Below are 24,094 nucleotides of genomic sequence, written 5' to 3'. Positions count from 1 at the left end.
AGATGTCCGGAAAGCTGCAGGTGCGCTGGCTGGGGCGGGTCGGCTATCGCGAAGCCCTCGACGTGCAGCGGCGCCTCTGGTCCCACAGCGCCGACGACTACCTGCTGCTGCTCGAGCACAACCACGTCTTCACGGCGGGCCCCAGCGCGGACGAGGCCAACCTGCTCGTCGATCCCGGCGAATTCGGCGCCGACTGCGTCCGCATCGACCGCGGCGGCGACTTCACCTACCACGGTCCCGGCCAGCTTGTCGGCTACCCGATCCTGACGCTGCCCGGCCGGCGGGGCGGGGGTCTGGCCGAGACCTCGGCCTACGTGTGCGACGTGGAACAGGTGCTCATCGACGCGCTGGCTGACCTGGGGCTGCGGGGCTGCGGCCGCTTGCGGGGCTATCCGGGCGTGTGGCTGGATCTGGACGGCACGCCTCGCAAGATTGCCGCCATCGGCGTGCGTCTCAGCCGCGGCCGCACGATGCACGGGTTCGCGCTCAACGTCGAAACCGATCTGTCGTGGTTCGACCGGATCATCCCGTGCGGCATCCGCGACTTCCGGCCGACGTCGCTGCGCGCTGAGGGCAGCACGGCGACCCTGCGCGAGGTGGCCGATGCCGTGGTCCTGCGTGCAACGCAGCGATGGAGCCAAGCCGGCTGTGAGCGTGCAGATGTGGCGTGGCGGCACCGCCCGTCCGATCTCAGCGCATTCAGCCGGCAACTCGGCCCGAGTCGGGTTGAGGTCGCCCCCCCGCGCAGCCGCGCCCGGCTCGCCGAAGCCGGTGTAGAGGACGGCCTGCGTCTCGCTGAGCGGAAGCCCCCGTGGCTGCGTGCCCGCATGGACCTGAACGAGGGGTACCTCCGGCTGCGTCGCGTGATGCGCCAGCACGACCTGGTGACCGTGTGTGAGGAGGCGGGCTGCCCCAACATCTTCGAGTGCTGGGGAGCGGGAACCGCCACGTTCATGCTCAACGGCGAAAGATGCACCCGCGCGTGCGGTTTCTGCCTTGTCGACACTCGCCAGCCGATGCCGATCGACCCCGGTGAGCCGGCCCGAGTCGCCGACGCCGTGGCCGAGATGGACTTGGATCATGCGGTCGTCACCGCGGTGGCTCGTGACGATCTGTCCGACGGCGGGGCCGCTGCGTTCGCCGAGACCATCGCTGCCATCCGGTCTCGGTCGCCGGGCACGACCGTCGAGGTGCTGGTGCCGGATTTCGGCGGCGATGCCGCCTCACTGCACACTGTCCTCGAGGCGGGTCCGGACGTCCTGAACCACAACATCGAGACCATTGCCCGGCTGCAGCGGGCGGTGCGCCCCTCCGCGGGCTACGCCCGCAGCCTCGCCCTGCTGGCACGCAGCGCTTCGGCGGGGCACGTCACCAAGTCAGGCATCATCGTCGGGATGGGCGAGGACGATGCAGAAGTCGACGTCGTCTTGGCTGACCTGGCGGCCGTCGGCGCGAGCATCGTAACCATCGGCCAGTACCTGAGGCCGACGAGCCATCACATACCCGTCGCCCGCTGGGTGTCGCCCGAATCGTTTGAACGCTGGCGAGACGTGGGCGCGACGCTCGGCATCGATCATGTCGAGTCCAGTCCGCTGACTCGCTCCAGCTACCACGCCGCCGAATCCGCTGCAGCCGTGGAGCTCGGCGCCCGGACCCGGCCCGTCCCGGCGTAGCCCGCCCCCGGGTCAGCGAGAGGCAGCGCGGCGATGGCTGAGGGCGCACCCGTGGACGTGGCCACGGTGATGTGTCAGTGGGCCGCAGGGGGGCTCGTATACCTGTGGGTCACCACGCGCCGGCAAGAGGTGGGGCTCGGCTACGGCTGGCTGCTGCGCTCGCTCTACGCGATGATCGCCGTCATCGGGGCCGTCACCGGCTTGGTGTTCCAGCCGAATGCTGTGCGTGACGCAGCCTGCATCGTGATGGCACTGTGCGCCGGCGCAACGCTCGTGCGGTCTGCACTGCCCACCAAGACAGGCGATGCAGCCGCAAGCGAAGCAGGCGGCCCGACCCGCACGATCGAGGGCTTCGACCCGCGCTGGGATTTTGCGGCGCCGCTTGCCGGACTGGTCGGGGTCGTGGCTGCTGGGCTCGGCGCCAGCGGAGATGTCGCACCCGCGCTGCACCTCGCTCGTGTCGTCGTCGGAGCGGCATTCCTGGGCGCGGTGAGCAATTCGATGCTGCTGGGCCACTGGTACCTCGTGCAGCCCGGACTGCGGCGGGAACCGCTTCGAGAACTGGTGCGTCACCTCGGCGGGATCTGGCCCATCGAGGTGGGATTGCTCCTGCTGCCCACCGGCATGATCGCCGTGCTGACCGGCAGCATCAATGACGGCTACGGCGGGCTGCTCGGCTGGTTCTGGGTTGCGTGTGCGGTGACCACGGTGGCGCTCGCCGCCGTGGCGATGGCCGCGCTGCGCGAGCGCCAGTACGCGGCCGTGATGGCGGCCACCGGGCTGCTCTACCTGGCGATCCTGACTGGCTTCGGCACCGACCTCGTCGCCCGCCTCACCCTGGCCGGTTAGCGCTCCTCAGCGTTTGAGCGGTCATGTGCCGGTCCACTCGGGCGGCCGTTTCTCGGCGAATGCCCGCCCGCCCTCTTTGGCATCATCGCTGTCGCCCACGATCCTGCGGATCGATTCGCCCATGCGCAGGGCCTCGGTCCAGCCCATGCGCTGGCTGCGCCAAGCGACCTCCTTGACGGCCCGCACGGCAAGGGGCGCTCCCTTGCACAGCCGCTCGGCCAGTGTGCGGGCCTCGTCCATGAGCGTGTCGTGGGGCACAACCTTCCACGCCAGTCCCATCTCGCGAGCTTGTTCGGCGTCGAAGTTCTCGCCGGTCAGCAGGATTTCCATGGCGTTCGCCCAGCCGATCTTGTGCGGCATCCGCATCGAGCCCACGATGGTCGGCACGCCGATCCTCACCTCGGGCATGCCGAAGATGGCTCGGTCCGACGCGATGAGGAAATCCGCCACGAGGGCCCCGGTCAGCCCGTAGCCGATGCATGCGCCGTTGATGGCTGCGATGATCGGCTTGTACAGCTCGAGGCCGCTTTCGAGGCTGTTGATGGTGGGGATCTCGAAGTACGACCCCGACCACGTTCCCGCCGAGCCTCGCGTGGGGTCACGCAGGTCGGCGCCGGCGCAGAACGCCCGGCCCTCCCCGGTCATGATCGCCACCCACGCGTCAGGGTTGTTGTAAAACTCCATCCACGCAGCGTTCAGGCACTGCCGCATGTCGCCGTTGATGGCGTTCATGGCTTCGGGCCGGTTGTAGGTGATGGTGGCGATGTGCCCGTCGAGCCGGTACGTGGCAGCGGCGTCTGGGTCTGAGATGTCGGGCACAGGGCCCTTGTAAGAGGGATCTGTCATGGGTGCCGTTCTAGCGCACCGGCCCCAGCGGCTACCCCAGTGGCGTCCGATGGCTCCGGCTGGCTCAGCGGTGCGCCGCTAGCGTGATTGCCGCTCACACGGCACTCGCGGCGGATGGGGGAACTCACGATGCGCACTGGCCAGCAGTACAAGGAATCGCTCGCAGACGGACGCCTGACGTACTTCGAGGGCAAGCAGATCGACGACCTGGAGACCCACCCGATCCTCGGCCAGACCGTGGAAGTCACAGCCACCGGCTACGACCGCTTCTACGACCCCGCGCCCGGCGCCATGTCGCCGCTGATGACCGTGCCGCGCAGCGCAGACGATCTGCGCGAGATGATCCCCCTGCTGCATTCGGCCGGGATGATGGCCCATGTCACCTACACGTCCATCCAGACGCTGAAAACCGCCGCGGGCCGCATGGTGGACTCCAAGCCCGACTACATCGAGCGGATGGACGCGTTCATCGACGAGGCGCAGCGTGACGACGTGCGGATCACCCAGTGCATCACCGACGCCAAGGGCGACCGCAGCCGGCCGCCCGCCCGCCAGGACGACTTGGACTCATACGTGCGTGTCGTGGATCGCCAGCGGGACGGCGTGGTGATCCGCGGGGCGAAGCTGCACATCACCGGCGCCTCATTCGGCCATGAACTGCTCACCATCCCCACCAAGGCCATGAAGCCCGGCGAGGAGGACTGGTCGATCGGCTGCTCGGTACCGGTGAGCGCCCCCGGGGTCAAGATCATCAACACCACCTACGCGCCGCGCCATGAGGACCCTCGGGCGTTCCCCGTGTCGGGCGAGCACCACTATCCCGAGGGCTTCGTGATCTTCGACGACGTGTTCGTGCCCCACGAGCGCGTCTTCCTCGACGGCGAGACCCACTACGCGGCGGTCTTTGCCCATGCGCTGGGCCTGTGGGAGCGGCTCGGCGGTCTGTCGGCCTTCGTGGAGGAAGCAGATCAGCTGGTCGGGCTGGCCCAGCTCGTGGCCGAGGCCAATGGCACGGCCGGCATCGGCCACGTCAAGGAGAAGATCTCCGAGATGATCATCCACGCCACGCTCATACGGGCGACGCTCGAGGCCGCCATCGGGCACTGCTCGATCGGGCCCGAAGGGGCGGCGTTCCCCAACGAGCTGTACACCAACGCTGGCAAGTTCCACGCCGCCGCGAACTACAGCGCCATGGTGCGGCACCTCCACGACATCGCCGGGGGCGCCGTGCTCACCTCGCCGGTGCCGGCCGATTTCGAGAATCCCGATGTCGGCCCGCTGGCGCGCAAATACATGTCCACCCGCGAAGACGTGGACGGCGAGTACCGGGCACGTTTGATGCACACCATCCGGGATCTCACCGCTGACTCCTACGGCGGCTGGAAGTTCGTGACCAACCTGCAGGCCGGAGGCGGCCTGTACGCCCAGCGCATCGTGACGCGCAAGCACTACGACCTCGACGCCGCCAAGCAGAAGGCCCTGGCTGTCGCGGGTCTCGCCGAAGCTGAGCACTAGCGATCTGACAGTGGTCGCCCCAGCGGCTCGCCTAGCTTGACGATGTGAGCGAATCCTCATCGGGGCCGTCAATGATCGCCTCGACAACATCGCTGACACAGCGGTTCGGATCGATCGTGGCGCTGGACGCGATCGACATTCAGATGCGGCCCGGCGTGACCGGACTCGTCGGGGCGAATGGTGCCGGCAAGACCACGTTGCTCAACGCGTTGCTCGGCTTGCGTCCACCGACCTCGGGTTCGGCCACGGTGCTGGGACTCGATCCACGCAGTCAGGGCGCCGCACTGCGCGCGCAAGTCGGATTCGCGCCCGAGCGCGACGTGCTTCCCGACGAGATGCGGGCCGTCGATTTCGTGCGTCATCTGGCACAGGTACGCGGCCTGCCCCGCAGCGAAGCCCGTACCCGAGCATCGGACAGCCTGTGGCTGGTCGGGCTCGGCGAGGAGCGCACACGCACGCTCGGCACCATGTCCACTGGTCAGCGCCAGCGCGTCAAGCTGGCGCAGGCCGTCGCGTCCGACCCACAACTGGTGCTGCTGGACGAACCCACCTCGGGGCTCGACCCGACGCAGCGCACCGAGATGCTCACGCTCATCGGCGAGATCAGCAACGAGCACTCGGTCAACGTGGTCTTGTCGTCGCACCTGCTCGAGGAAGTCGAACGGGTGTGCGACCACATCGTCGCCCTCGATGCAGGGCGCCTGGTTGCCGACGGGCCCATCGACGAGTTGGTCGGCGACGGCGACGGCATCACCTTGGAACTGGTCGACATCGCCGAGCCTGCAGGCTCGGTGAATGAGGTCTCGCGCTTGCTTGCTCAGGCTGGTGTCGAGGTGGAGCGAACCGGCACGACGCTGCGACTGGGCGGCCGGGACCGGGAGGAGCTCAGTGATCGGGCGCGCGATGCAGTCGCTGAAGCAGGCGCGCGCATCCGGCGCCTCGAAGCCCGCCAGCGCACGCTCGCCGACCTGTTCGAATCGTCTGCGATATGAACGACGCAACCGGAATTGGCCTCCCCGCGGGACAAGCGACAGAGGCTGACGACGGCGCGGCACAGATTCTCGACCAGCGGTACCGGCCCTACAGCGGCGCCCGCCACGGGCTTGCCGGTGCCGTGCGGGCCGTGGTGGGGTCGTCATGGAGATTCACGCTCGGCTTCGGTCGTCCGGCGCGCCACAAGTTCCTGCCATGGCTGGCTGTGGTGATCGCCCTCGTGCCCGCGGTTGTCTATGTCGGTATAGCGACGGTGCTCGACATCGATCTGATCTCCGAGCAGATCCTGCCCGACTACCACGAGTACTACGGCCTGATCCAGGCTGCGCTGTTCTTCTTCTGCGGGATCGTCGTTCCGGAGATTCTGGTGGCCGACCGACGCAACGGAATGCTGTCGTTGTACCTGGCCACGCCGCTGCGGCTGTGGAGCTATCTCGCTTCGAAGGCCGCTGCGGTGGCGGCCACCCTGGCGGTCATCACCGTGGGACCCCTGCTGTTTCTGCTGGTCGCCTACACCATCGAAGGCTCCGGTCCGGATGGGCCGGGGGATTGGCTGATCGTGTTCGTGCGCATACTGGGCTCCGGCATCGCCATCGCTGCCACGATCACCGCCGCCAGCCTGGCCATCTCGAGCTTGACCGATCGGCGCGCATTCGCCGTGATCGGCGTCATCCTGCTGCTGCTGGGCTCCAATCTCGTCACCAGCGTCCTGGTCGAAGTCGCCGAAATGGACGCTCGCATCTATGCGTTCAACCTTGGCGAGATCGGTGCTGCGCTGAAGGACCGGATCTATGGCGTCGGACCGCCTCCGCCGCTTGGCGACAACGAAGGCTCGCCTGGCCAGCGCATCAGCGAGCTGTCCACGCTGTTCGTCATTGCGGTGAACGCGGCGTGGGTGATGGCGGGGGCAGCAGTGCTGGGGTGGCGTTATCGCCGCATCGAGGGGGTGCGATGAGCTCCCGGCCTCGCCCCGCTCCCGCACCGGCCCTCAAGCCCGGAGTCGATGGTGACGAGCGCGCCCCCCGGCCGGACTCACAGGCCACTGCGGCCCCGGCGGCGCCTGCAGGCATGGTCGAGGTGCACGGCGTGTCCAAGTTCTTCGGCGACGTGGTGGCCGTATCCGATGTGACGTTCGCTGTCCGCGCGGGTGTCACGGCGCTGCTGGGACCCAATGGAGCAGGCAAGTCGACGCTGTTCCGCATGATGTGCGGGCTTACCCCGCCGTCGCGGGGAACGGTGCGCGTGCTGGGAGCCGATGCCCGCAGCGATCGCGATGTGCGAGGCCGGATCGGGCTGTCGCCGCAGCAGGACGCACTGTTCGACCGGCTCGATGCGCTCGAGTTCGTGACGATTGCAGCCGCCACGCAGGGTGTGGCGGATCCCGAGGCGGCTGGGCGACACGCTCTGGGCATTGTCGAACTCGACCCGGATGATCATCGGCCGGTGTCGGGCTATTCCAAGGGCATGCGACAGCGCACCAAGCTGGCCGCCGCCCTCGTCCACGATCCGGAGGTGCTGATCCTGGACGAACCGCTCAACGGCCTCGATCCCGTTCAGCGACGCCGCATGATCGAGCTGCTCGAAGACCTCGGCGCGCAAGGACGTTGCGTGCTCGTGTCGTCTCACGTGCTGGAGGAGGTCGCCCGGCTCGGGTCCCGAATCCTGGTGATTGCCCAAGGCCGCCTCGTCGCCAGCGGCGACTACCGCGAGCTGCGCGAGCTGATGGACGACCGCCCGCACCGCATCAGCATCGAGGCCGACAAGCCCCGCGATCTCGCCGCAGCACTCGTCTCGTCGGGCACCGCGGTCGGCGTGCGTCTCGACGGCGATGTGGTGGTGGCCGACACGCTGGAGGTCGATCGGCTCGGACGCGAGATTGCGCCGCTGGCCAAAGATCTTGGCGCCCGACTTCGCCAGGTCATCCCGCTGGACGAAGACCTCGAGTCGGTCTTCCGCTACCTGGTGGAACGACGTTGAGCGTGGCGCACGACACCCAGCCGCTCACCGAACAGCGGCGTCGTGTCGGCGCCGTGCGCGCGACGGCGTTGTGCTACCGGGTCCTCATCCGCCAGATCGTCTCGGCTGGCCGACTGGCGGCGCTCGGCGCGCTCGGAGCCGTCATGGTCATCGTCGGCTGGGTTGTGGGCAACTCGTCGAACGGCGGGGGCCCCGCCAATGCCGGCGCACTGTTCAACGGCGCCAACTATGCCGACGGCTTCGGCTTGATAGTCATCGTGCCGATCGTCTCCCTGGTGTTCGCCGCAGCCTCGCTGGGCGATGTCCGCGATGACGGCACACTCGTGTACCTGTGGCTGCGCCCCATCGGCCGGGCCCCGCTGGTGGTGGCTGCAGCTGTGGCGGCTGTCACGGTGTCGCTGCCGCTGTGCGTCATCCCGACCACGCTGGGCGGCTGGTTCGCGGCTGACTTCGTTGTCGATTCAGGAGGCGTCGCGCTGGGAGCGCTGGCCGCGGCAGCGCTGGGCACCGTGGCGTACTCGTGCCTGTTCGTGCTGTTGGGCCTGCTGTTCCGCAAAGCCGTGCTGTGGGGGATCGCCTACATCCTGCTGTGGGAGGGCTTGGCGGTCGGCTTGGGCGATTTCGCCGAGCGGCTGTCGTTGCGCGGCTACGCCCGCTCGCTGCTCTCGCAGATCGCCGACGTCGATCTCGGCTTCACTACCTACGGGCTCGTGACGTCCGTCATCGTGCTCGCAAGCGTGTCGCTTGTCAGCCTCGCCCTCGCCACTGTGCGACTCAGCCGCCTCAACGTCGACTGACCGCACCAAGGCGGGCAACCGGGACTCCCTGCCGCCTCCGCAGCGGGCGGGCGCGCGACACAATGGGCGGGTGCGCTTGGTGATTCAGATCCCCTGTCTCAATGAGGCAGAGACGCTGGGTCAGACTTTGAGCGAGCTGCCGCGCCAGGTGGACGGCTTCAGCGAGGTGCTGTGGCTGGTGATCGACGACGGCTCTACCGATGGCACGGTCGACGTGGCATGGACGCACGGCGCGGACGCTGTGGTGAGCCTCACGCAGAACAAGGGGCTTGCGGTGGCATTCGCGAGCGGTCTCGATGCAGCGCTGCGCATGGGTGCTGATGTCGTCGTCAACACTGACGGCGACAACCAGTACAACGCAGGCGACATCAGCCGCCTCGTCGAGCCGATCGTGGCGGGCCGAGCCGACCTGGTGATCGGTTCGCGTGACATCCGCAATCATCCGGAGTTCTCGCCCCTGAAGAAGCGGCTTCAGCGACTCGGCTCGTGGACCGTGCGCCAGGCTTCGGGGACCGACGTCGCGGATGTCACCTCGGGCTTCCGTGCCTACAGCCGGGAAGCCGCATTGGCCGCCAACGTTGTCTCGCGGTTTACCTACACGCTCGAGACAGTGATCCAGGCTGGCAAGTCCGACCTCGCCATCACCGATGTCGATGTGCGCGTCAATCCCACCTCCCGCCCATCACGGCTCTTCAAGTCCAAGCGGCAGTACGTGCGCAGGGCGGCAGGAACGATCGCCCGCGTCTACGCGATGCACGAGCCTTTGCGGGTTTTCGCCGTGCCGGCTGCGCTGTTTGCAGCAGTCGGTGTGTTTCTCTTCGGCCGCTTCGGCTGGTTCTGGGTGACCTCGGGCGGCTCGGGTCACGTTCAGTCGCTCATCATCGGGGCCGTTGCGTTGCTCGTGGCGATGCAGTTGGTGATGCTGGGCGTGCTCGCGGACCTGCTGCGCGCCAACCGGGTCATTGCCGAGCGAACGCTGCGGCGGGTGCGGGCCATAGAACTCGACGTCGGTACGCTGAGGGAGCGAGCGGCCGAGGCGCAGCGAGCCGCCGCGGAACAACCGCAGTCGCTCGAAGCAGACGTCTAGGAGATAACGACCACTACGTCGCCGGCGCCCACCGTGTCGCCCGGCTCGACCTTGATCTCGGTGACCGTGCCCGAGCGGTCAGCGTTGATGCTGTTCTCCATCTTCATGGCTTCGAGCACCACCACGCCTTCGCCGGCTGCGACCTCTTGGCCCATCTCGACCAGGATCTTGACGATGGTGCCCTGCATCGGGACGGTCACCTGACCGTTGCCGGCGCCCGCCGATGCACCGCCGCTCGCTCGACGGGGGCGGGCAGCCGTGTTGCCGGTGTTGGCTGGCGCTGCTGTCTCGGGCACCCATGCACTCACCGAGAAGCGCTTGCCGTCGACTTCCACCACGACGTCGCGCCGTACGCGCGGTGCGTCGTCACCGTCGGGCGCGGCTGGGGGCTCTGCCTCGATCTTGCCGGTCACCCCGTTCAGGTCGAGGCGTTCTTCCACCCATTTGGTGCTGTGGGTGCCGGCCTGGAAATCCTCCGAGGCCATGATGTGCGTGTGCGCTGCTGCGGTGGTCGCGACGCCGCCGACGCTCAGCTCGCTGAGGGCTCGCTGCATGCGGGCGATGGCAGTCTGGCGATCGGAGCCCCACACGACGAGCTTGCCGATGAGGTTGTCGTAGTACTGGCTGACGGTGTCGCCTGCCTCGTACCCGCCGTCCCAGCGAATGCCGAAGCCGTCGGGCACGCGCAGTGACGTCAGCGCGCCGGGAGACGGCAGGAAGCGGCCTCCTGCGGGGTCCTCGGCGTTGATGCGCGCTTCGATTGCGTGACCGACCGAGGTCACCTCCGATTGCGTGAACGACAGCGGCTCCCCGGCGGCCACCCGGATCTGCTCGCGGACCAGGTCGATGCCGGTCACCATCTCGGTGACCGGGTGCTCCACCTGCAGCCGGGTGTTCATCTCGAGGTAGAAGAACTCGCCGTCCTGGTACAGGAACTCCACGGTGCCGGCGTTCGTGTAGTTGCAGCCGCGGGCGACGGCCACCGCCGCATCGCCCATCGCTTTGCGGACGGCGTCGTCGAGCAGCGGCGCAGGACTCTCCTCCACCAGCTTCTGGTGCCGGCGCTGGGCGGAGCAATCACGCTCGCCCAGCCACACAGCGTTGCCGTGGTGATCGGCGATGATCTGCATCTCGATGTGGCGTGGCCAGGTGAGGTACCGCTCCATGTAGCACTCGCCCCGGCCGAAGAACGCTTCGGCCTCCCGCTGCGCCGACGCCAGGGCGGCTTCGATCTCGTCAGGCCCGACGACCACCTTCATGCCGCGCCCGCCGCCCCCGTACGCCGCCTTGATGGCGATGGGGTAACCGTGTTCGTCGCCGAATGCTGCGACCTCGCCGGTGTCGGTGATCACTTTGGTGGTGCCCGGAACGCCCGCAACGCCGGAGCGTTCGGCGGCCAGGCGCGCCGAGATCTTGTCGCCCATCACCTCGATGGCCTCGGGCGGCGGCCCGATGAACGTCACGCCGCGCTCGGTGATGGCCCGGGCGAAGTCAGCGTTCTCGGAATAGAAGCCGTAACCGGGATGGACCGCATCGGCACCGCAGCGGGAGATGACGTCGAGGATTGCCTCGGTGTTGAGGTAGCTCTCCGCCGCGGTCTGGCCGCCGAGGGCGAAGGCCTCGTCCGCGAGCCGCACGTGCATGGCATCGCGGTCCAGATCGCTGTACACGGCGACGGAGGGAATGCCCAGCTCGCGGCACGCTCGGATGACACGCACGGCGATCTCACCCCGGTTGGCGATGAGGAGCTTGCTGAACACGGATCAGGCCCCCGAACGGCAGGACATAGATGGGCGACGCTATTGCTCCCCGCTCTTGTTCGCTACCGGTACTGTCGCTGCGTGCCTGCCGAGCGCAGCCCGGGACAATTCGACTCACCGCACTTCCGCTCAGTCGCAGGCACCCGCTTCACCGACGTCGAGTGGCACGACGAGATCGGCTCGACCAACACCGAGCTGCTGGATCGAGCCCGCCAGGGAGCACCCGAAGGGACAGTGCTCATCGCAGATCTGCAGACTGCCGGCCGCGGCCGCCGCGGCCGCCGCTGGACGGCACCGCCGGGAACCTCTCTCATGATGTCCGTGCTGTTGCGACCACCGCCGGAACGGCTGCCTCCGGCCCGAGCGGCCTTGGTGACGCTGGCAGTCGGGCTGGCCGCCGTCGACGCCTGCGAGCAGGTGAGCGGCGTCCGGCCGCGGTTGAAGTGGCCCAACGACCTCGTGATCGCCGGCGGTGCCGACCACGACGCCGCGAGCCACGACTCCCCCCGGTACAACCGCAAGCTGGCGGGCATCCTGGCAGAGTCCATCAGCACGCAGGGACTGCTGTCGGCGCTGGTCGTGGGCATGGGCCTCAACACCGGCTGGCCGGAGGTGCCTGCAGAGCTGGAGGGCGCAGCGACCAGCTTGAACCTGGAATCGGGCGCCCCCGTGGACCGGCCGCTGCTAGCACGCCTGGTACTCGAGGGCTTGGATGCTCGTTACGAGTTCCTGTTGCAGAGCGGCGATGGTGCAGTCGCCGTGCTGGACGAGGCGCGCCGAAACTCCGCCACGCTGGGCCGACGGGTGCGTGTCTCGCTGGATCGGACGACCGGTGCGCCCGCTGCGGATGGGCACAGCCTTGAAGGGGTGGCGAGTGATCTCGATGCTGAAGGACGGCTGTTGGTCTGCGACGATGCCGGCATCACCCATACGGTGTCGGTCGGGGACGTCGTCCACGTGCGCCCCGCCCTCGACACAACCCGGAGAGAGTGAGGATGCTGTGCCGCTGACTGTTTCGCCTGACGCTTTTGAGGTGGTGACCGATCCGGCCGCCGCGCCGCCCACGGCGGCCGCCGACCGACCGGTGCGCAGCGATGCGCTGGACACGCTGGGCGCCACGCCGAACTACTTGGCAGCCAGCGGATTTGACGGATCAGCCGGCGGCACGGCGCTCATGGCCGGCATTGCCGGCACTGCTGACGACACGATGCCAATCGCAGTCGGACTCGGCTCCGACGAGCTCACTGCTGCCGATGTTCGCAAGGCGGCGGCAAACCTCTGGCGGGCCGCGTCGAAGGTCGACTCGCTGACGTCAGCGTTGGCGGCGGCGGCGGCCGACGATCTCGGAGCCGATGTCGCCCTCAGCGCAGTGGTCGAGGGCATGCTCCTGGCTTCCTACGGGTTCAACGAGCACAAGGGCGACCCGCCCGAGGCCGACGCGCTCGGCCGTGTTGTGCTCGCTGCACCTGACGGCACCGACACCGAGGCCGCGGTGGCTCGCGCCGCTGCAGTGGCCGGCGGCATCGCCCTGGCCCGCGACCTCGTCAACCAGCCGGCCGGTGCGCTCACGGCGAACGGGCTGGCTGATGCCGCCATCGAGGCAATGGAGGCGGCCTCTGCGGGTGCCGACGCCTCAGCCGGCACGGCGTCGGTCGAGGTATGGGATCGCGAACGCCTCGCGGCCGAGCGATGCGGCGGGCTGCTGGGCGTCAACGCAGGCTCGACGGAGCCGCCGGCCCTGATCCGGATGCGCTGGCAGCCGACCGCCACGCCGCGCGCCACGGTCCACTTGGTCGGCAAAGGCATCACCTTCGACACCGGCGGACTCAACCTCAAGACGTTCGAAGGCATGGAGTGGATGAAGATCGACATGGGCGGCGCCGCTGCGGTCATCGGGGCGATGAGTGCCATCGTCCGGCTGGCGCCCGACGTCGCCGTCACCGGCATCTGCTGCTGCACCGACAACCAGCCCGGACCCACGGCCACCAAGCCCGGAGACGTGCTGCGGATCCGCAATGGCAAGACCGTGGAGGTGCTCAACACCGACGCCGAGGGCCGGCTCGTTCTGGCTGACGGCCTGTCGCTCGCCGTCGAGGAAGAGCCTGACCTGGTCGTTGACCTCGCCACGCTGACGGGTGCCTGCATGGTGGCGCTGGGCGACAAGTACGCGGGGCTCATGGGCAATGACGCGGCGGCGATCGAACGTGCTCAGGCCGCAGCACGTGCTGCCGGAGAGCTGCTGTGGCACCTGCCGCTGCCGCCCGAGTACCGCGAGCAGCTCGACTCGCCGATCGCCGACCTGCGCAACATCGGCAAGAACCGCTACGGGGGAACGCTTCACGCAGGCTTGTTCCTGTCGGAATTCGTCGGCGACACACCGTGGGTGCACCTCGACATTGCCGGACCTGTGCGCACCGACGCCGACGGCGGAGAACTGTCCAAGGGAGCGTCCGGCTTCGGCGTGCGCACGCTGGTGGAGTTGATCTGTGGTTGGTGACACGCCGCCGGGCGGCTAGTTGCGCCCACGCGGACGTGGTCGGGTGCAGTGCTGCGCCCAGGCCCACGCAGTTGCCTCATTGGCGGCATTGGGCGCGAATCCGAGCGTCACGAGGCGCTCGGCCGATTCGTGCAGGCCGTGGCCGAGCATCAGCATGCATGAGGCGAGCAGGCGGGTTTCGCCGACCGAGAAGTCGGCCTGCCCGTCGGTGCGCGACCAGTGCCCCACCTCGTCACGCAGTTCTTGGGGCATGCGATCATGCAGCCGGCGCGGCACCGATGGCAGGTGCCTGCGCACCATGAGCACTGCGTCGTCGGTGAAGTACGCCAGACCGAACATGGCGCAGCGGTCGACGGTTCTCATGAAGGTGCTCGTGCGGCCGCCGCGATGCTGGAGCCCGAGCCGCCGGGCGGTGGTGTCGAGATCCAGCCGCAGCTCTTCGTCCGGCGCCAGTTCGTCGAACTCGCGTGCGAGCAGCCGCAGAAACCACACGGCACTCGGACCCAGGACAGCAACCCAGAAGCGTTCCACGTAGGCAGAGCGCGGATCGTGGCCGCGGCGAGCCAGCTTGGGGTCATCCCACGACCGCGCCCGCAGGACCCGCAGCGGCTCGGCTGCAGGGGCTCGCGGCTTGTCATGCACCGTTGATGTGCCGCCCACCAGCTGCAGCGTTGCCGGTGCGGTGCGGTCAGCGTCCGTGGGTCTGGGCGGTGGGGGAAGTGTGGGCATCTGTTCGGCTGGCAACTGGATCTCCTCCACAGTGTCGTGCGGTGTCCGGCCGCAATCGGTACTCATCCGCGGCCCAGTTCTTGTATATCAGAAAATATTGATACATAATGAAATATATTGTAAAGTACATAACGCCCGTCAAACCCGGTGCCGCACCATCAGTCAGACTGTGAGACATGAGCACGGGGACCAACTCCGGATCCGGCTTCGAGGACGATGTGCGGACGGTGGCCGGTTGGATCGACGAGGCGAGCGCCGTCACGGTGCTGACCGGCGCCGGGATCTCCACGGACTCGGGAATCCCGGATTTCCGCGGCCCCAACGGCGTGTGGACCAAGAACCCCGCCGCGGAGAAGCAGGCGACCCTGCAGAACTACCTGGCCGATCCTGAGGTGCGCGTGCTGGCCTGGCGGGCGCGCATGGACCACCGCGCGTGGGGCGCTGAGCCCAACGAGGGGCACCGGGCCCTGGTGCAGCTGGAGCGCCGGCGCAAGCTGGTGTCGCTGCTGACGCAGAACGTGGACGGGCTGCACCACGACGCCGGATCCGACCCCGACAAGATCGTGGAGGTGCATGGCACCATCCGCGAGGTTGCCTGCCTGGAGTGCGACTACCGAGCCGAGATGGGTGTGGTGCTCGATCGCGTACGGCTCGGCGAGGACGACCCGCCGTGTCCCGTCTGCGGCGGGATTCTCAAGAGCGCAACCATCAGCTTCGGCCAGCAGCTCGTTGCACGGGACCTGCTGCGAGCGCAGATCGCGGCCGAGAACTGCGATCTGATGCTGGCGGTGGGCACCACGCTGGCCGTGTACCCCATCGCTGCGGTGGTGCCGGCGGCCAAATCCGCCGGGGCGCGCATCGTGATCGTCAACGCCGAGCCCACCGAGATGGACCACCTCGCCGACATGGTGCTCCGCCGGTCGATCTCCGAAGTGCTCCCCCAGATCTGCGGCGGCGCGCCCCGCCTCGCGTGACCGGCGACCAATTCCCGACCGGATAGGTAGGATTTAGGGCCCGAGCCTGGTCGGAGGACTGGGCGCTACCGAACGCGACTCCAAGCGACGAACAGGGAGGCCCCGATGCCCTCGTTCCGCGAACTGCTGACAGCCACCAAGCGCGAGATCACCGAGATTGATACGGCGACCGCAGCCGGATGGATCGACGAGCGCTCGCCTGTTGTGCTCGACGTGCGCGAGCCCGACGAGTACGAGCAAGGCGCGCTCGCAGACGCGATCCACATTCCGCGCGGGCACTTGGAGGCCCAGATCGAGAACCGCGTGCCCGACCACGATGCGGAGATCATCATCTACTGCGCCGGCGGTGTCCGGTCGGCCTTCGCCGCCAAGACGCTCGCCGAGCTGGGCTATCCCAATTCGGTCTCGATGGACGGTGGCTTCGGTCGCTGGAAGGACGAGGGCCGCCCGTGGTCGACCCCGGCTTCGCTCGGCCCCGAGCAGCGGAACCGGTACCAGCGTCATCTGTTGCTGCCCGAGGTGGGCGAAGCCGGGCAGCTCAAGCTGCTCGAGGCCAGAGTGCTCATGCTCGGCGCAGGCGGCCTCGGCTCGCCGGCTGCGCTCTATCTGGCTGCTGCCGGTGTCGGCACACTCGGCGTGATCGACATGGACGTGGTCGACGAGTCCAACCTGCAGCGCCAGATTCTCCACAACGTGGATCGTGTCGGCGACCGCAAGGTGGACTCGGCCAAGAAAACCCTGACGGCGCTCAACCCCGACGTCAACGTGGTCACCTACGACACGCGGCTGGGTGCTGACAATGTGATGGAGATTCTGTCGGGCTGGGACGTGATCGTGGACGGCGCGGACAACTTCCCGAGCCGGTACCTGCTCAACGACGCTTCGGTGAAGCTGGGCATTCCCGTGGTGCACGGCTCGATCTTCCGCTTCGAAGGCCAGGTCACCGTGTTCGATCCGCAGAACGGCCCGACCTATCGCGACTACCTGCCCGAGCCCCCGCCCGCAGAGCTTGCCCCGTCGTGCGCGGAGGCCGGGGTGCTCGGCGTGCTGCCGGGAATCGTGGGCTCGATCCAGGCGCTCGAGACCATCAAGCTGATACTCGGCGTCGGCGATTCGCTGTCCGGCCGTATTGTCGCCTTCGACTCCCTGGAGATGACCTTCCGCGAGTTCCGGCTGCGTGCCGACCCCGCCAACGAGGTCACCTACGCCAATCGCGAGCGCATCACCGTCAGCGAGCTCGACGGTCTCTGCAGCCCCACGCTGAGCTGAGCCAGCCCGGCGGGGCCGCGACGACAGTGAGGCCGGGGGGCACCGGTACGCTGCGGGTCCATGGCCCAGAAGCGCTTCGTCGTGATCGGCGGCGGCCCGGCGGGCCACTCGGCCGCCACCTACGCGGCGCGCTACGGCGCGGACGTGACGCTCATCGAGCGCGACATCGTGGGCGGTTCCGCCCACCTGCGGGACTGCGTGCCGTCGAAGACCATGATCGCCACCGGCTCGGCGCTGAGCTTCGCCGGCCATCTTGACGAGCTGGGCCTGGCCAATGTGTCCACGTCGGTGGACACTCCGCACCTTCGCCAGCGCATCGGCGATATCGAAGACCGCCTCGCGGAGGTCGCCCGCCAGATGCTGGTCAGCCAGGGCGTGCGGATCCTGTCGGGCTCGGGCCGCCTGCTCGGGCCCAACGAAATCTGCGCAGACACCGCCGACGGCGCGGTGGAGCTGTCGGCCGATGTCGTCGTGCTGTCGACCGGCAGCCGTCCTCGCATCCCCGAGTGGGCGCCCATCGACGGCGAGCGGATCCTGACCACGCGTGACGCGTACCCGCCCGCAGAGCTTCCCGAGCATCTCGTCGTGGTGGGCTCAGGGGTGACCGGCGTGGAGTTCGTGCACATGTTCACCTCGCTGGGCTCCCGGGTCACGCTGATCGTGAGCCGGCAGCAGGTCCTGCCGCACAAGGACCCCGAAGCCGCCGCCGTGCTGGAGCAGACGTTCAGCGATCTGGGCGTGGCCATGCTCAAGGGCGCGCGCGCCACGAGCATCGTGCGCGACGGTGACATCGTCGATGTCATCTGCAGCGACGGGCGCACGGTGCGGGCAACGCACGCCCTGCTCGCCATCGGCTCCATCCCCAACAGCGACGGTCTGGGACTGGAGAACACCGAGGTTCGAGTCGACGGCGAGGGGTACGTGGAGGTGGACCACAACCTGTGCTCGTCAGTGCCGAGCATCTACGCCGCCGGTGACCTGTCGGGCAAACTGCCGCTCTCGTCGGTGGCGGCCATGCAGGGGCGCAAGATCGTCGAGCACGCGATGGGCCTGCACGAAACCCGCCCGCACCGCCATCTCGACTACGACAAGGCGGCATCTGCCATCTTCACCGAGCCTGAGATTGCCGATGTCGGGCTCGCCGAGGCGGAGGCGTTCGCCACGGGTCGCAAGATCCGTGTCACGAAGGTGCCGTTCGGCGCGAACGCCAAGGCACTCATCGAGGAGAACCCCCGCGGTTTCGTCAAGATCGTGTCCGATCCGCTGACGGGTCAGGTGCTGGGCGGTTCAATCGTGGGCCGCCACGCGGCCGAGCTGATCTCGGTGGTGGCGCTGGCCGTCAGCGCGAACCTGCGCGTCCAGGACATCGCCGAGAGCTTGTTCGTGTATCCGTCCCTGAGCGAGGCGCTCTCCGAGGCAGCTGAGTGAAGCACCGCAGCTGGCGGTCTCGCCTCATTCTGATCTCACTGGCAGTGCTGACGCTCATGGGTGCGGCGGCAACCGGCGTGTCTGCCTACGTGCTGCTGCAGCTCGGCCGGATTGAGCGCCACGAGTTGGCTGACGTGCTGACGTCTGCTCCTCAGCGGCCGGTGACTGCCGCCGATGTGCTGATGGATCTGCCGGGCACCATGGAGGCGAATCCCGACAGCTCGACAAGCGGAGGCGATGCGAGCAGCGACCAGGGAGGCATCGCGGGCGACGGCGTCGGATCCGGCGACGGGCCAGGCGACCAGTCGGACTCGTCAGCCGCCGCCGACGTGCAAGCGGGCGAGCCAGTGCTGCCGGGCGGTCCGGCCGGCGAGAACTACCTGATCGTCGGCACGGACAGCCCCGTGGGGCTCGCTGCTGACGATCCGCTGCGCGCTGGCCACTCCGACTTCAATCGGCTCGCGGACGTGATCATGGTGATCCGCCTGCGCGACGACGGCACTGCGGCGATGATGTCCATCCCGCGGGACCTGGCGGCCGAGATCGCCGGCACCAGCGACATCGCCGGCACCGGCGTCGTCGCCAAGATCAACAGCGCCTACAACCGCGACCGTACGACGGCGGGGCGCGCCGCACGCCTGATCGACACCGTCGAGGAGAACCTCGACATCACCCTGCAGCACTTCGTCGAGGTGGACTTCCAGGCGTTCTTGCGGCTGGTGGACGCTGTCGGCGGCGTTGAGATGACCTTCGGCCGGCCACTGCGTGACCAGCCCAAGGAGAACGCGACCGATCCGACCGAGAGCCGCAGCGGGTTCGTCACCGGGGCGGGCACCTACCTCCTCGACGGCAGGCAGGCGCTCGCATACGTCCGCAGCCGTCATCTCGAAGAGCAGCTGCCTGATGGCACCTGGCAGCGCCACGGCGCCTGGAACGATCTCGCCCGCACTGACCGCCAGCGTGAGTTCATGCGCACCGCTGCTGCCCAAGTCGCACCGGTGTTGCTCGCCAACCCGATCAACCTGCTCGCGGTGCTGGACATCGCAGCCGACCACGTATCCACATCCGACACGCTGAGCATTGCGAGCGACGGCCGGAGGCTCGCCGACGAGTTCGTCGGCATCGATGTCGATGCCGACGTCGAGGACTACAAGCTGCGGGTGGTGGACGTACACGAGCCCGTGAGATGGTCGCTCGGGCTCGACCCGCAGCGCGCTGAGCACAATCAACGCGTCCTGGATGTGTTCCGGGGCATCGGATGGGACGACGTCGTCGAGTCGCGCGTGCGGGTGCAGGTCACCGGCGCCGCGCGGCACCGGGTTGCGGCGGCGCTCTCTGAGCTCGGGTTCGACGCCGTGGCGGCGGGGGCCGTGCCCGAGGGCATCGGCGACCCACCGCAGGGCACCGTCGTCTATCTGGCTCCGCAGGGGCGTCTGGCGGCTGGCTTGCTGGCCAGTCATCTGGTACCTGTGCCAGACTTCGCCGGCCATGCTCAGCTCGACGCAACCACGGTGATCCTGCACGTCGGCGACGAGCCGCCTCGCGTCGATCCGGGCTACCGGAGGGTCGACGTGCCGTCTGCCGATCGGCTTGTGCCATGAGCGACCCATCGTCCGAACACCGCATTCTCGTGGTCGGCGCCGGCTACGTCGGCCTCACCACGGCTGCCTGCTTCGCCCATCTCGGCCATGACGTCATCTGTGCCGACATCGACCGGGCCAAGGTGGCGTCGCTGTCGGCCGGCATCGTGCCGATTCGCGAGAACGGTCTCGATCGGCTGGTGAGGGACGGCATCGCCCAGCGCCGCCTACGGTTCGTGATCTCGGCCGAGGCTGTCGCGGCTGCATGCGACTTCGTCTTCGTCTGCGTGCCGACGCCGCTGCGTGCGGACGGCGAGACCGAGCTGAGCTACTTGATGGCAGCACTCGATTCGGTGGCATCACGGCTGCAGCCTGGCTCGGTCGTCGTGACGAAGTCGACGGTTCCGGTGGGCACCGCCCCCAAGATCGCGGCAGCGCTCGGGCGGACCGATGTGGCGCTGGCCTCCAACCCCGAGTTCTTGCGGGAAGGCTCGGCGGTGGCCGATTTCCTGGCACCCGATCGGATCGTCATCGGGGCCGACGATCCCTCAGTGGCACGTCGGGTCGCAGAGCTGTACGGAGATGTGGAAGCGCCGGTGATCCTCGGTGATCCCACGTCGGCCGAAACCGTCAAGTACGCAGCGAACGCCTTCCTGGCCGCCAAGGTCTCCTTCGTGAATGCGCTCGCCGCCGTATGCGAAGCGGTCGGCGCCGACGTCGACACGGTGCTGGCCGGGGTGGGTACCGATCACCGCATCGGCTCCGCGTACCTGCAACCCGGTCCAGGCTGGGGCGGTTCGTGCCTGCCGAAGGACACGCGTGCCCTGGTGTCGGTCGCCAACGACGCGGGTTACGTCTTCGACCTGCTCGAAGGGGTCATCGCAGTCAACGAGCAGCAGCTCGATCGGGTGGTGGCCAAAGTTGCCCGCATGGTGGCCGACGGACCGAACGAGCGGGTTGATCCTGATTCCGGTGACGGGGCCGTGCGGCCCCCCGACCTTCACGGCATCACCGTGGCCGTGATGGGGCTGACCTTCAAAGCCGGGACCGACGACCTGCGCGGTTCTCCTGCGCTGAGGGTTGTCGATCGGCTCAGTGCGACGGGGGCGCGCCTCGTGGCATACGACCCGGCTGTGGGCGACCTCGATGATCATCCGGACATGGCCTCGCAGCTGCCGGCGGCACTAGGCGTCCGCGGCTCGGTGTACGAAGCTCTGAACGGTGCCGATGTCGCGGTCGTGCTGACCGAGTGGCCCGAATTCGCGGCCCTCGACTGGCCGCGAGCAGCATCGCTGATGACCGCGGCTCGCATCGTGGACGCACGCAACCTGCTCGATCCCATCGAGCTGCGCGCCGCAGGCTTCGCCTACGAGGGACTCGGCCGGCGGTAACGCCGGCGCGTGAACGAACTGATGCCATAGCGGCGGAGGCGGCACGAGATTCTGCGACGTTGCGACCTGCTGGATCGCTGGTCGCAGAATCTCGTGCCGCCTCCGCCGCGGGCGCACCCATTGGCTCCGAGCGCCGGTAGCTTGTCGCCCCGTATGGCGAGATCAGCCGCTGCCAAGAAGGTTGCCAAAGCAGCGAGCGCCGGCGGAGGCGGCAGGAGCTTTCGCCCCCGGCGCGACTTCCTGTTCCCGGCAGCAATGCTCCTCGTCGTCCTCTTGGGTGTCGTGCTGATCCTGGTGGCCCGCAATGAGCGATCTGCGAATGCTCCGGCGGGCCCGCCACGCCTGGGCGATCACTGGCATTCGCTCTACGCGATCTACGACTGCGACGACTTCATCCTCGACCTCTACCCCAACGATGTCGACGACCAGTCGGGCATTCACACCCATGGTGACGGGCTCATCCACATCCACCCCTTCCACACCGGCGTCACAGGCCAGTTCGCCACCGTGGGCGCGTTCATGCGGGAGATCGAGTTCGAGCTGACCGACTCCAGGATCGAGCTGCCGGACGGAACCGTTCTCGATGAGTCCGGAGAGGGTTGTGCGTCTCCCGACCCCGGCAGCGACGACCCCGATGTCGCCGAGCCGGGCGCCGAGTTGCGCATCATGCGCTGGGAGACCCTGCAGGCGGAGAAAGCGCTGGCGTTCACCGAAGACCTGCGCGACGTGCGCTTCCTCGACGACGGCCAGATCTTCGTGTTCGCGTTCGTCCACCCGAGCGTGGACAACGCCGACGTTCCGCGGCCCGACGACGCATTCCTGCGGGCCTACCTCAATCTGCCGCCGGAGGATCAGCCGCTGATCGATGGCTCGACCGAAGAGGGGCCGGTGCTCGATGACGGCGGCGGCAGCGAGCCGCTTGAGGGCGACCTTCCCGTCACCTCCGAGCCGTCGGAGACTTCAGAGCCTGCTGAGTGAAGGCGATCCTGCTGCTGGGCGGCTTCGGCACCCGGCTGCGCCCGCTGACCAACGACACGCCCAAGCAGATGCTGCCAGTGTGCGGGCGGCCGATGATCGAGTGGGTCTGCGAGCATCTGTTGCGGCACGGGGTCGACGAGGTGGTGCTCTCGCTGGGCTACCGGGCTGAGGCATTCACCGCGGCGTACCCGCTGGGCCGCATCGCGCAGCTCCCCTATGAGATCGCAGTCGAGCCGGAGCCTCGCGGCACCGCAGGTGCCGTGCGATTTGCTGCGGAGGCCAGCGGCATTACGGGAACCTTTCTGGTGCTCAATGGCGACGTGCTGACCGATCTCGATGTGGCCGCGCTGGCGCACATGCACGAGAACTCCGGCGCCGAAGCCACGATCGCCTTGCAGCCGGTCGCCGATCCGTCGCCGTATGGCCTCGTGGTGACCGATCCGATTGGCCGGGTGCTGTCGTTCTCGGAGAAGCCGGAGCCGGGCTCGGCATCCGCAGCGCTGCCGCACCGCAGGCAGCCGACCATCAGCGCTGGCACCTACGTGCTGACCTCACGGGTGCTCGATCGCATCGCGCCTGACCGGCCTGTGTCGATCGAGCGAGAGATCTTCCCTCAGATCGTCGTTGACGGGACACTGGTCGCGTCGGTCTCGGACACGTACTGGCTCGACACGGGCACACCGCAGCAGTACTTGGCCGCGAACCTGGACATTCTCGAGGGCCGGCGCGCTGGCGCCAAGGTGGCGGACGGCATCGCTGCGGTGGCGGACGGCATCGATGCCGAGGCGCAGATCCGCACATCGGTCATCGGTCGTGGGTGCGAGATCGGCCCCGGTGCTGTCGTGCAGCGATCGGTTGTGGGGGAGGGCTGCCGTCTCGCCGAGGGTGCCGTCGTGATCGACTCGGTGCTCGGACGGGATGTCGTGATCGGAGCGGGAGCAGTGCTCAGCGATTTCTCGGTGGTCGGCACGGGCGAGCAGATCGCTCCGGGCGCTGTGCTGCGCTCGCAGCGCCAGCCAGCCGCCGCTTCCGACAGCTAGCGGAACAAGTCCTCGGCGGGGTCCCTGATGATCTCCGAGCGCACGGACGCGCGCCGCAGCCAGCTCGGGTCCACCCCGCGCACGACCGCGACCGGCACGCCCCGTGCCTTGCCGCACACCAGGTCGGCAGCCGACGCGATCTCATCGGCCACGCACACCTCGGTGACCATCAGCTCGCGTCCGAGCGCATCAGCAGTGCCCTTCAAGTCGACGACGGCAGCAATGCCTGCACAGCCGATGGCCACGTCGGTGACACCGCGCCGCCATGGGCGTCCGAACGTGTCGGAGATGATCACGCCGACGGTGCGGCCCGACAGCGCCCGGATGCGGTCACGGATCTTGTTGGCGGAGCGATCGCTGTCGTCGGGGAGCAGCGCTGCGTAGCCCCGCTCGACGTTGGACAGGTCAATTCCCGCGTTGGCGCAGATGAACCCGTGCTTGGTCTCGCTGATGATGAGATCGCCCCGGCGGCGCAGGATGCGGACCGACTCGCGCTCGACGAGGGGTTTGTGCGACAGCGGGTCGTCGGGGTCGATCTGCTCCATGGCGCCCTCAGCCTTGGAGACAATCTTCTGCGTCACGACGAGCACATCGCCGTCCTGCAGACCGCCGGGCGACGTCTCGCAGGCGTCCCAGATGACGGCGCCGAGATCGTCGCCGTGGGAGATCTCGCCGATGCCTTCGACGGGCAGCAATTCGATGGTCACGCGG

General features: G+C 68.2%; 21 protein-coding genes. 17 read left to right on the top strand and 4 right to left on the bottom strand.

Features of this window, described 5'->3' with window-relative positions; translation table 11 throughout:
- Positions 1-2: 2 nt before the first annotated feature.
- Both lipA and ACOGXE_RS04075 read left to right on the top strand, forming a co-directional pair.
- The gene (gene lipA, locus ACOGXE_RS04080) at positions 3-1,673 is read left to right on the top strand and encodes a lipoyl synthase (RefSeq protein ID WP_419932675.1); all 1,671 of its coding nucleotides are present in this window, start codon (positions 3-5) and stop codon (positions 1,671-1,673) included.
- A gap of 33 nt (positions 1,674-1,706) precedes the next feature.
- Positions 1,707-2,522 carry a hypothetical protein gene (locus tag ACOGXE_RS04075; protein WP_419932674.1) on the top strand — a complete coding sequence of 272 codons (816 nt, stop codon included), beginning with the start codon at positions 1,707-1,709 and terminating at the stop codon, positions 2,520-2,522.
- A gap of 21 nt (positions 2,523-2,543) precedes the next feature.
- On the opposite strand, the gene ACOGXE_RS04070 is transcribed toward ACOGXE_RS04075, so the two are convergent.
- Positions 2,544-3,368: an enoyl-CoA hydratase/isomerase family protein gene (locus ACOGXE_RS04070; RefSeq protein WP_419932673.1), complete on the bottom strand. Its 825-nt coding sequence runs from the start codon at positions 3,366-3,368 to the stop codon at positions 2,544-2,546.
- 129 nt (positions 3,369-3,497) lie between these two features.
- Between ACOGXE_RS04070 and ACOGXE_RS04065 the strand changes: the two genes are divergently transcribed.
- The 6 genes from ACOGXE_RS04065 to ACOGXE_RS04040 all read left to right on the top strand — a co-directional run bounded on the left by ACOGXE_RS04065 (position 3,498) and on the right by ACOGXE_RS04040 (position 9,737).
- Positions 3,498-4,883 (top strand): 4-hydroxyphenylacetate 3-hydroxylase N-terminal domain-containing protein, encoded by a 1,386-nt coding sequence (locus ACOGXE_RS04065; RefSeq protein WP_419932672.1) that lies wholly within the window; start codon positions 3,498-3,500, stop codon positions 4,881-4,883.
- A 44-nt stretch (positions 4,884-4,927) separates the two neighbouring features.
- Positions 4,928-5,875: an ABC transporter ATP-binding protein gene (locus ACOGXE_RS04060; protein ID WP_419932671.1), complete on the top strand. Its 948-nt coding sequence runs from the start codon at positions 4,928-4,930 to the stop codon at positions 5,873-5,875.
- Positions 5,872-6,831, top strand: coding sequence for a hypothetical protein (locus tag ACOGXE_RS04055; protein ID WP_419932670.1), 960 nt, complete (start codon positions 5,872-5,874; stop codon positions 6,829-6,831). The genes ACOGXE_RS04060 and ACOGXE_RS04055 overlap by 4 nt, the downstream gene beginning before the upstream one ends.
- Entirely contained in the window at positions 6,828-7,853 is a 1,026-nt protein-coding gene (locus tag ACOGXE_RS04050) for an ABC transporter ATP-binding protein (RefSeq protein ID WP_419932669.1), read from the top strand. The genes ACOGXE_RS04055 and ACOGXE_RS04050 overlap by 4 nt, the downstream gene beginning before the upstream one ends.
- Positions 7,854-7,855: 2 nt before the next feature.
- Complete coding sequence (locus tag ACOGXE_RS04045; RefSeq protein WP_419932668.1) at positions 7,856-8,650, top strand: ABC transporter permease; 795 nt, start codon at positions 7,856-7,858, stop codon at positions 8,648-8,650.
- A gap of 70 nt (positions 8,651-8,720) precedes the next feature.
- Positions 8,721-9,737, top strand: a complete 1,017-nt coding sequence (locus ACOGXE_RS04040) for a glycosyltransferase family 2 protein (RefSeq protein WP_419932667.1) — start codon at positions 8,721-8,723, stop codon at positions 9,735-9,737.
- On the opposite strand, the gene ACOGXE_RS04035 is transcribed toward ACOGXE_RS04040, so the two are convergent.
- A complete protein-coding gene (locus ACOGXE_RS04035; protein ID WP_419932666.1) occupies positions 9,734-11,497 on the bottom strand; it encodes an acetyl/propionyl/methylcrotonyl-CoA carboxylase subunit alpha in 1,764 nt (587 codons plus the stop codon). The genes ACOGXE_RS04040 and ACOGXE_RS04035 overlap by 4 nt on opposite strands.
- A gap of 81 nt (positions 11,498-11,578) precedes the next feature.
- On the opposite strand from ACOGXE_RS04035, the gene ACOGXE_RS04030 reads away from it, so the two are divergent.
- Positions 11,579-12,490 carry a biotin--[acetyl-CoA-carboxylase] ligase gene (locus tag ACOGXE_RS04030; protein WP_419932665.1) on the top strand — a complete coding sequence of 304 codons (912 nt, stop codon included), beginning with the start codon at positions 11,579-11,581 and terminating at the stop codon, positions 12,488-12,490.
- A 7-nt stretch (positions 12,491-12,497) separates the two neighbouring features.
- Positions 12,498-13,994 carry a leucyl aminopeptidase gene (locus ACOGXE_RS04025; protein WP_419932664.1) on the top strand — a complete coding sequence of 499 codons (1,497 nt, stop codon included), beginning with the start codon at positions 12,498-12,500 and terminating at the stop codon, positions 13,992-13,994.
- A gap of 15 nt (positions 13,995-14,009) precedes the next feature.
- On the opposite strand, the gene ACOGXE_RS04020 is transcribed toward ACOGXE_RS04025, so the two are convergent.
- On the bottom strand, positions 14,010-14,654 hold the full coding sequence (locus ACOGXE_RS04020; RefSeq protein ID WP_419932663.1) for a hypothetical protein: 645 nt from the start codon (positions 14,652-14,654) through the stop codon (positions 14,010-14,012).
- A 245-nt stretch (positions 14,655-14,899) separates the two neighbouring features.
- On the opposite strand from ACOGXE_RS04020, the gene ACOGXE_RS04015 reads away from it, so the two are divergent.
- The 7 genes from ACOGXE_RS04015 (at position 14,900) to ACOGXE_RS03985 (ending at position 23,383) form a co-directional block, all read left to right on the top strand.
- A complete protein-coding gene (locus tag ACOGXE_RS04015; protein ID WP_419932662.1) occupies positions 14,900-15,697 on the top strand; it encodes an SIR2 family NAD-dependent protein deacylase in 798 nt (265 codons plus the stop codon).
- A 105-nt stretch (positions 15,698-15,802) separates the two neighbouring features.
- Entirely contained in the window at positions 15,803-16,966 is a 1,164-nt protein-coding gene (gene moeB / locus ACOGXE_RS04010; protein ID WP_419932661.1) for a molybdopterin-synthase adenylyltransferase MoeB, read from the top strand.
- Positions 16,967-17,026: 60 nt separating this feature from the next.
- Complete coding sequence (locus ACOGXE_RS04005; protein WP_419932660.1) at positions 17,027-18,394, top strand: FAD-dependent oxidoreductase; 1,368 nt, start codon at positions 17,027-17,029, stop codon at positions 18,392-18,394.
- Positions 18,391-19,995, top strand: coding sequence for an LCP family protein (locus ACOGXE_RS04000; RefSeq protein ID WP_419932659.1), 1,605 nt, complete (start codon positions 18,391-18,393; stop codon positions 19,993-19,995). The genes ACOGXE_RS04005 and ACOGXE_RS04000 overlap by 4 nt, the downstream gene beginning before the upstream one ends.
- Positions 19,992-21,365, top strand: coding sequence for a UDP-glucose dehydrogenase family protein (locus ACOGXE_RS03995; protein ID WP_419932658.1), 1,374 nt, complete (start codon positions 19,992-19,994; stop codon positions 21,363-21,365). The genes ACOGXE_RS04000 and ACOGXE_RS03995 overlap by 4 nt, the downstream gene beginning before the upstream one ends.
- 153 nt (positions 21,366-21,518) lie before the next feature.
- On the top strand, positions 21,519-22,343 hold the full coding sequence (locus ACOGXE_RS03990) for a hypothetical protein (RefSeq protein WP_419932657.1): 825 nt from the start codon (positions 21,519-21,521) through the stop codon (positions 22,341-22,343).
- The gene (locus tag ACOGXE_RS03985; protein ID WP_419932656.1) at positions 22,340-23,383 is read left to right on the top strand and encodes a sugar phosphate nucleotidyltransferase; all 1,044 of its coding nucleotides are present in this window, start codon (positions 22,340-22,342) and stop codon (positions 23,381-23,383) included. Before ACOGXE_RS03990 ends, ACOGXE_RS03985 begins: the two co-directional genes overlap by 4 nt.
- Here ACOGXE_RS03985 and cofE read toward each other — a convergent pair.
- On the bottom strand, positions 23,380-24,090 hold the full coding sequence (gene cofE, locus ACOGXE_RS03980) for a coenzyme F420-0:L-glutamate ligase (RefSeq protein ID WP_419932655.1): 711 nt from the start codon (positions 24,088-24,090) through the stop codon (positions 23,380-23,382). The two genes, ACOGXE_RS03985 and cofE, sit on opposite strands and share 4 nt — an antisense overlap.
- Positions 24,091-24,094 lie beyond the last annotated feature (4 nt).

Origin of the sequence: Candidatus Poriferisodalis sp., assembly GCF_965208555.1 — a bacterium.
Taxonomy (GTDB): domain Bacteria; phylum Actinomycetota; class Acidimicrobiia; order Acidimicrobiales; family Poriferisodalaceae; genus Poriferisodalis.
This window is presented reverse-complemented; position numbering and strand designations above follow the sequence as displayed.

Excerpts from the sequence above, each read along its gene's own strand:
- lipA (WP_419932675.1), top strand. The coding sequence starts at position 3 with ATGTCCGGAAAGCTGCAGGTGCGCTGGCTGGGGCGGGTCGGCTATCGC.
- ACOGXE_RS04075 (WP_419932674.1), top strand. The coding sequence starts at position 1,707 with ATGGCTGAGGGCGCACCCGTGGACGTGGCCACGGTGATGTGTCAGTGG.
- ACOGXE_RS04070 (WP_419932673.1), bottom strand. The coding sequence starts at position 3,368 with ATGACAGATCCCTCTTACAAGGGCCCTGTGCCCGACATCTCAGACCCA.
- ACOGXE_RS04065 (WP_419932672.1), top strand. The coding sequence starts at position 3,498 with ATGCGCACTGGCCAGCAGTACAAGGAATCGCTCGCAGACGGACGCCTG.
- ACOGXE_RS04055 (WP_419932670.1), top strand. The coding sequence starts at position 5,872 with ATGAACGACGCAACCGGAATTGGCCTCCCCGCGGGACAAGCGACAGAG.
- ACOGXE_RS04050 (WP_419932669.1), top strand. The coding sequence starts at position 6,828 with ATGAGCTCCCGGCCTCGCCCCGCTCCCGCACCGGCCCTCAAGCCCGGA.
- ACOGXE_RS04015 (WP_419932662.1), top strand. The coding sequence starts at position 14,900 with ATGAGCACGGGGACCAACTCCGGATCCGGCTTCGAGGACGATGTGCGG.
- moeB (WP_419932661.1), top strand. The coding sequence starts at position 15,803 with ATGCCCTCGTTCCGCGAACTGCTGACAGCCACCAAGCGCGAGATCACC.
- ACOGXE_RS04005 (WP_419932660.1), top strand. The coding sequence starts at position 17,027 with ATGGCCCAGAAGCGCTTCGTCGTGATCGGCGGCGGCCCGGCGGGCCAC.
- ACOGXE_RS03995 (WP_419932658.1), top strand. The coding sequence starts at position 19,992 with ATGAGCGACCCATCGTCCGAACACCGCATTCTCGTGGTCGGCGCCGGC.
- ACOGXE_RS03990 (WP_419932657.1), top strand. The coding sequence starts at position 21,519 with ATGGCGAGATCAGCCGCTGCCAAGAAGGTTGCCAAAGCAGCGAGCGCC.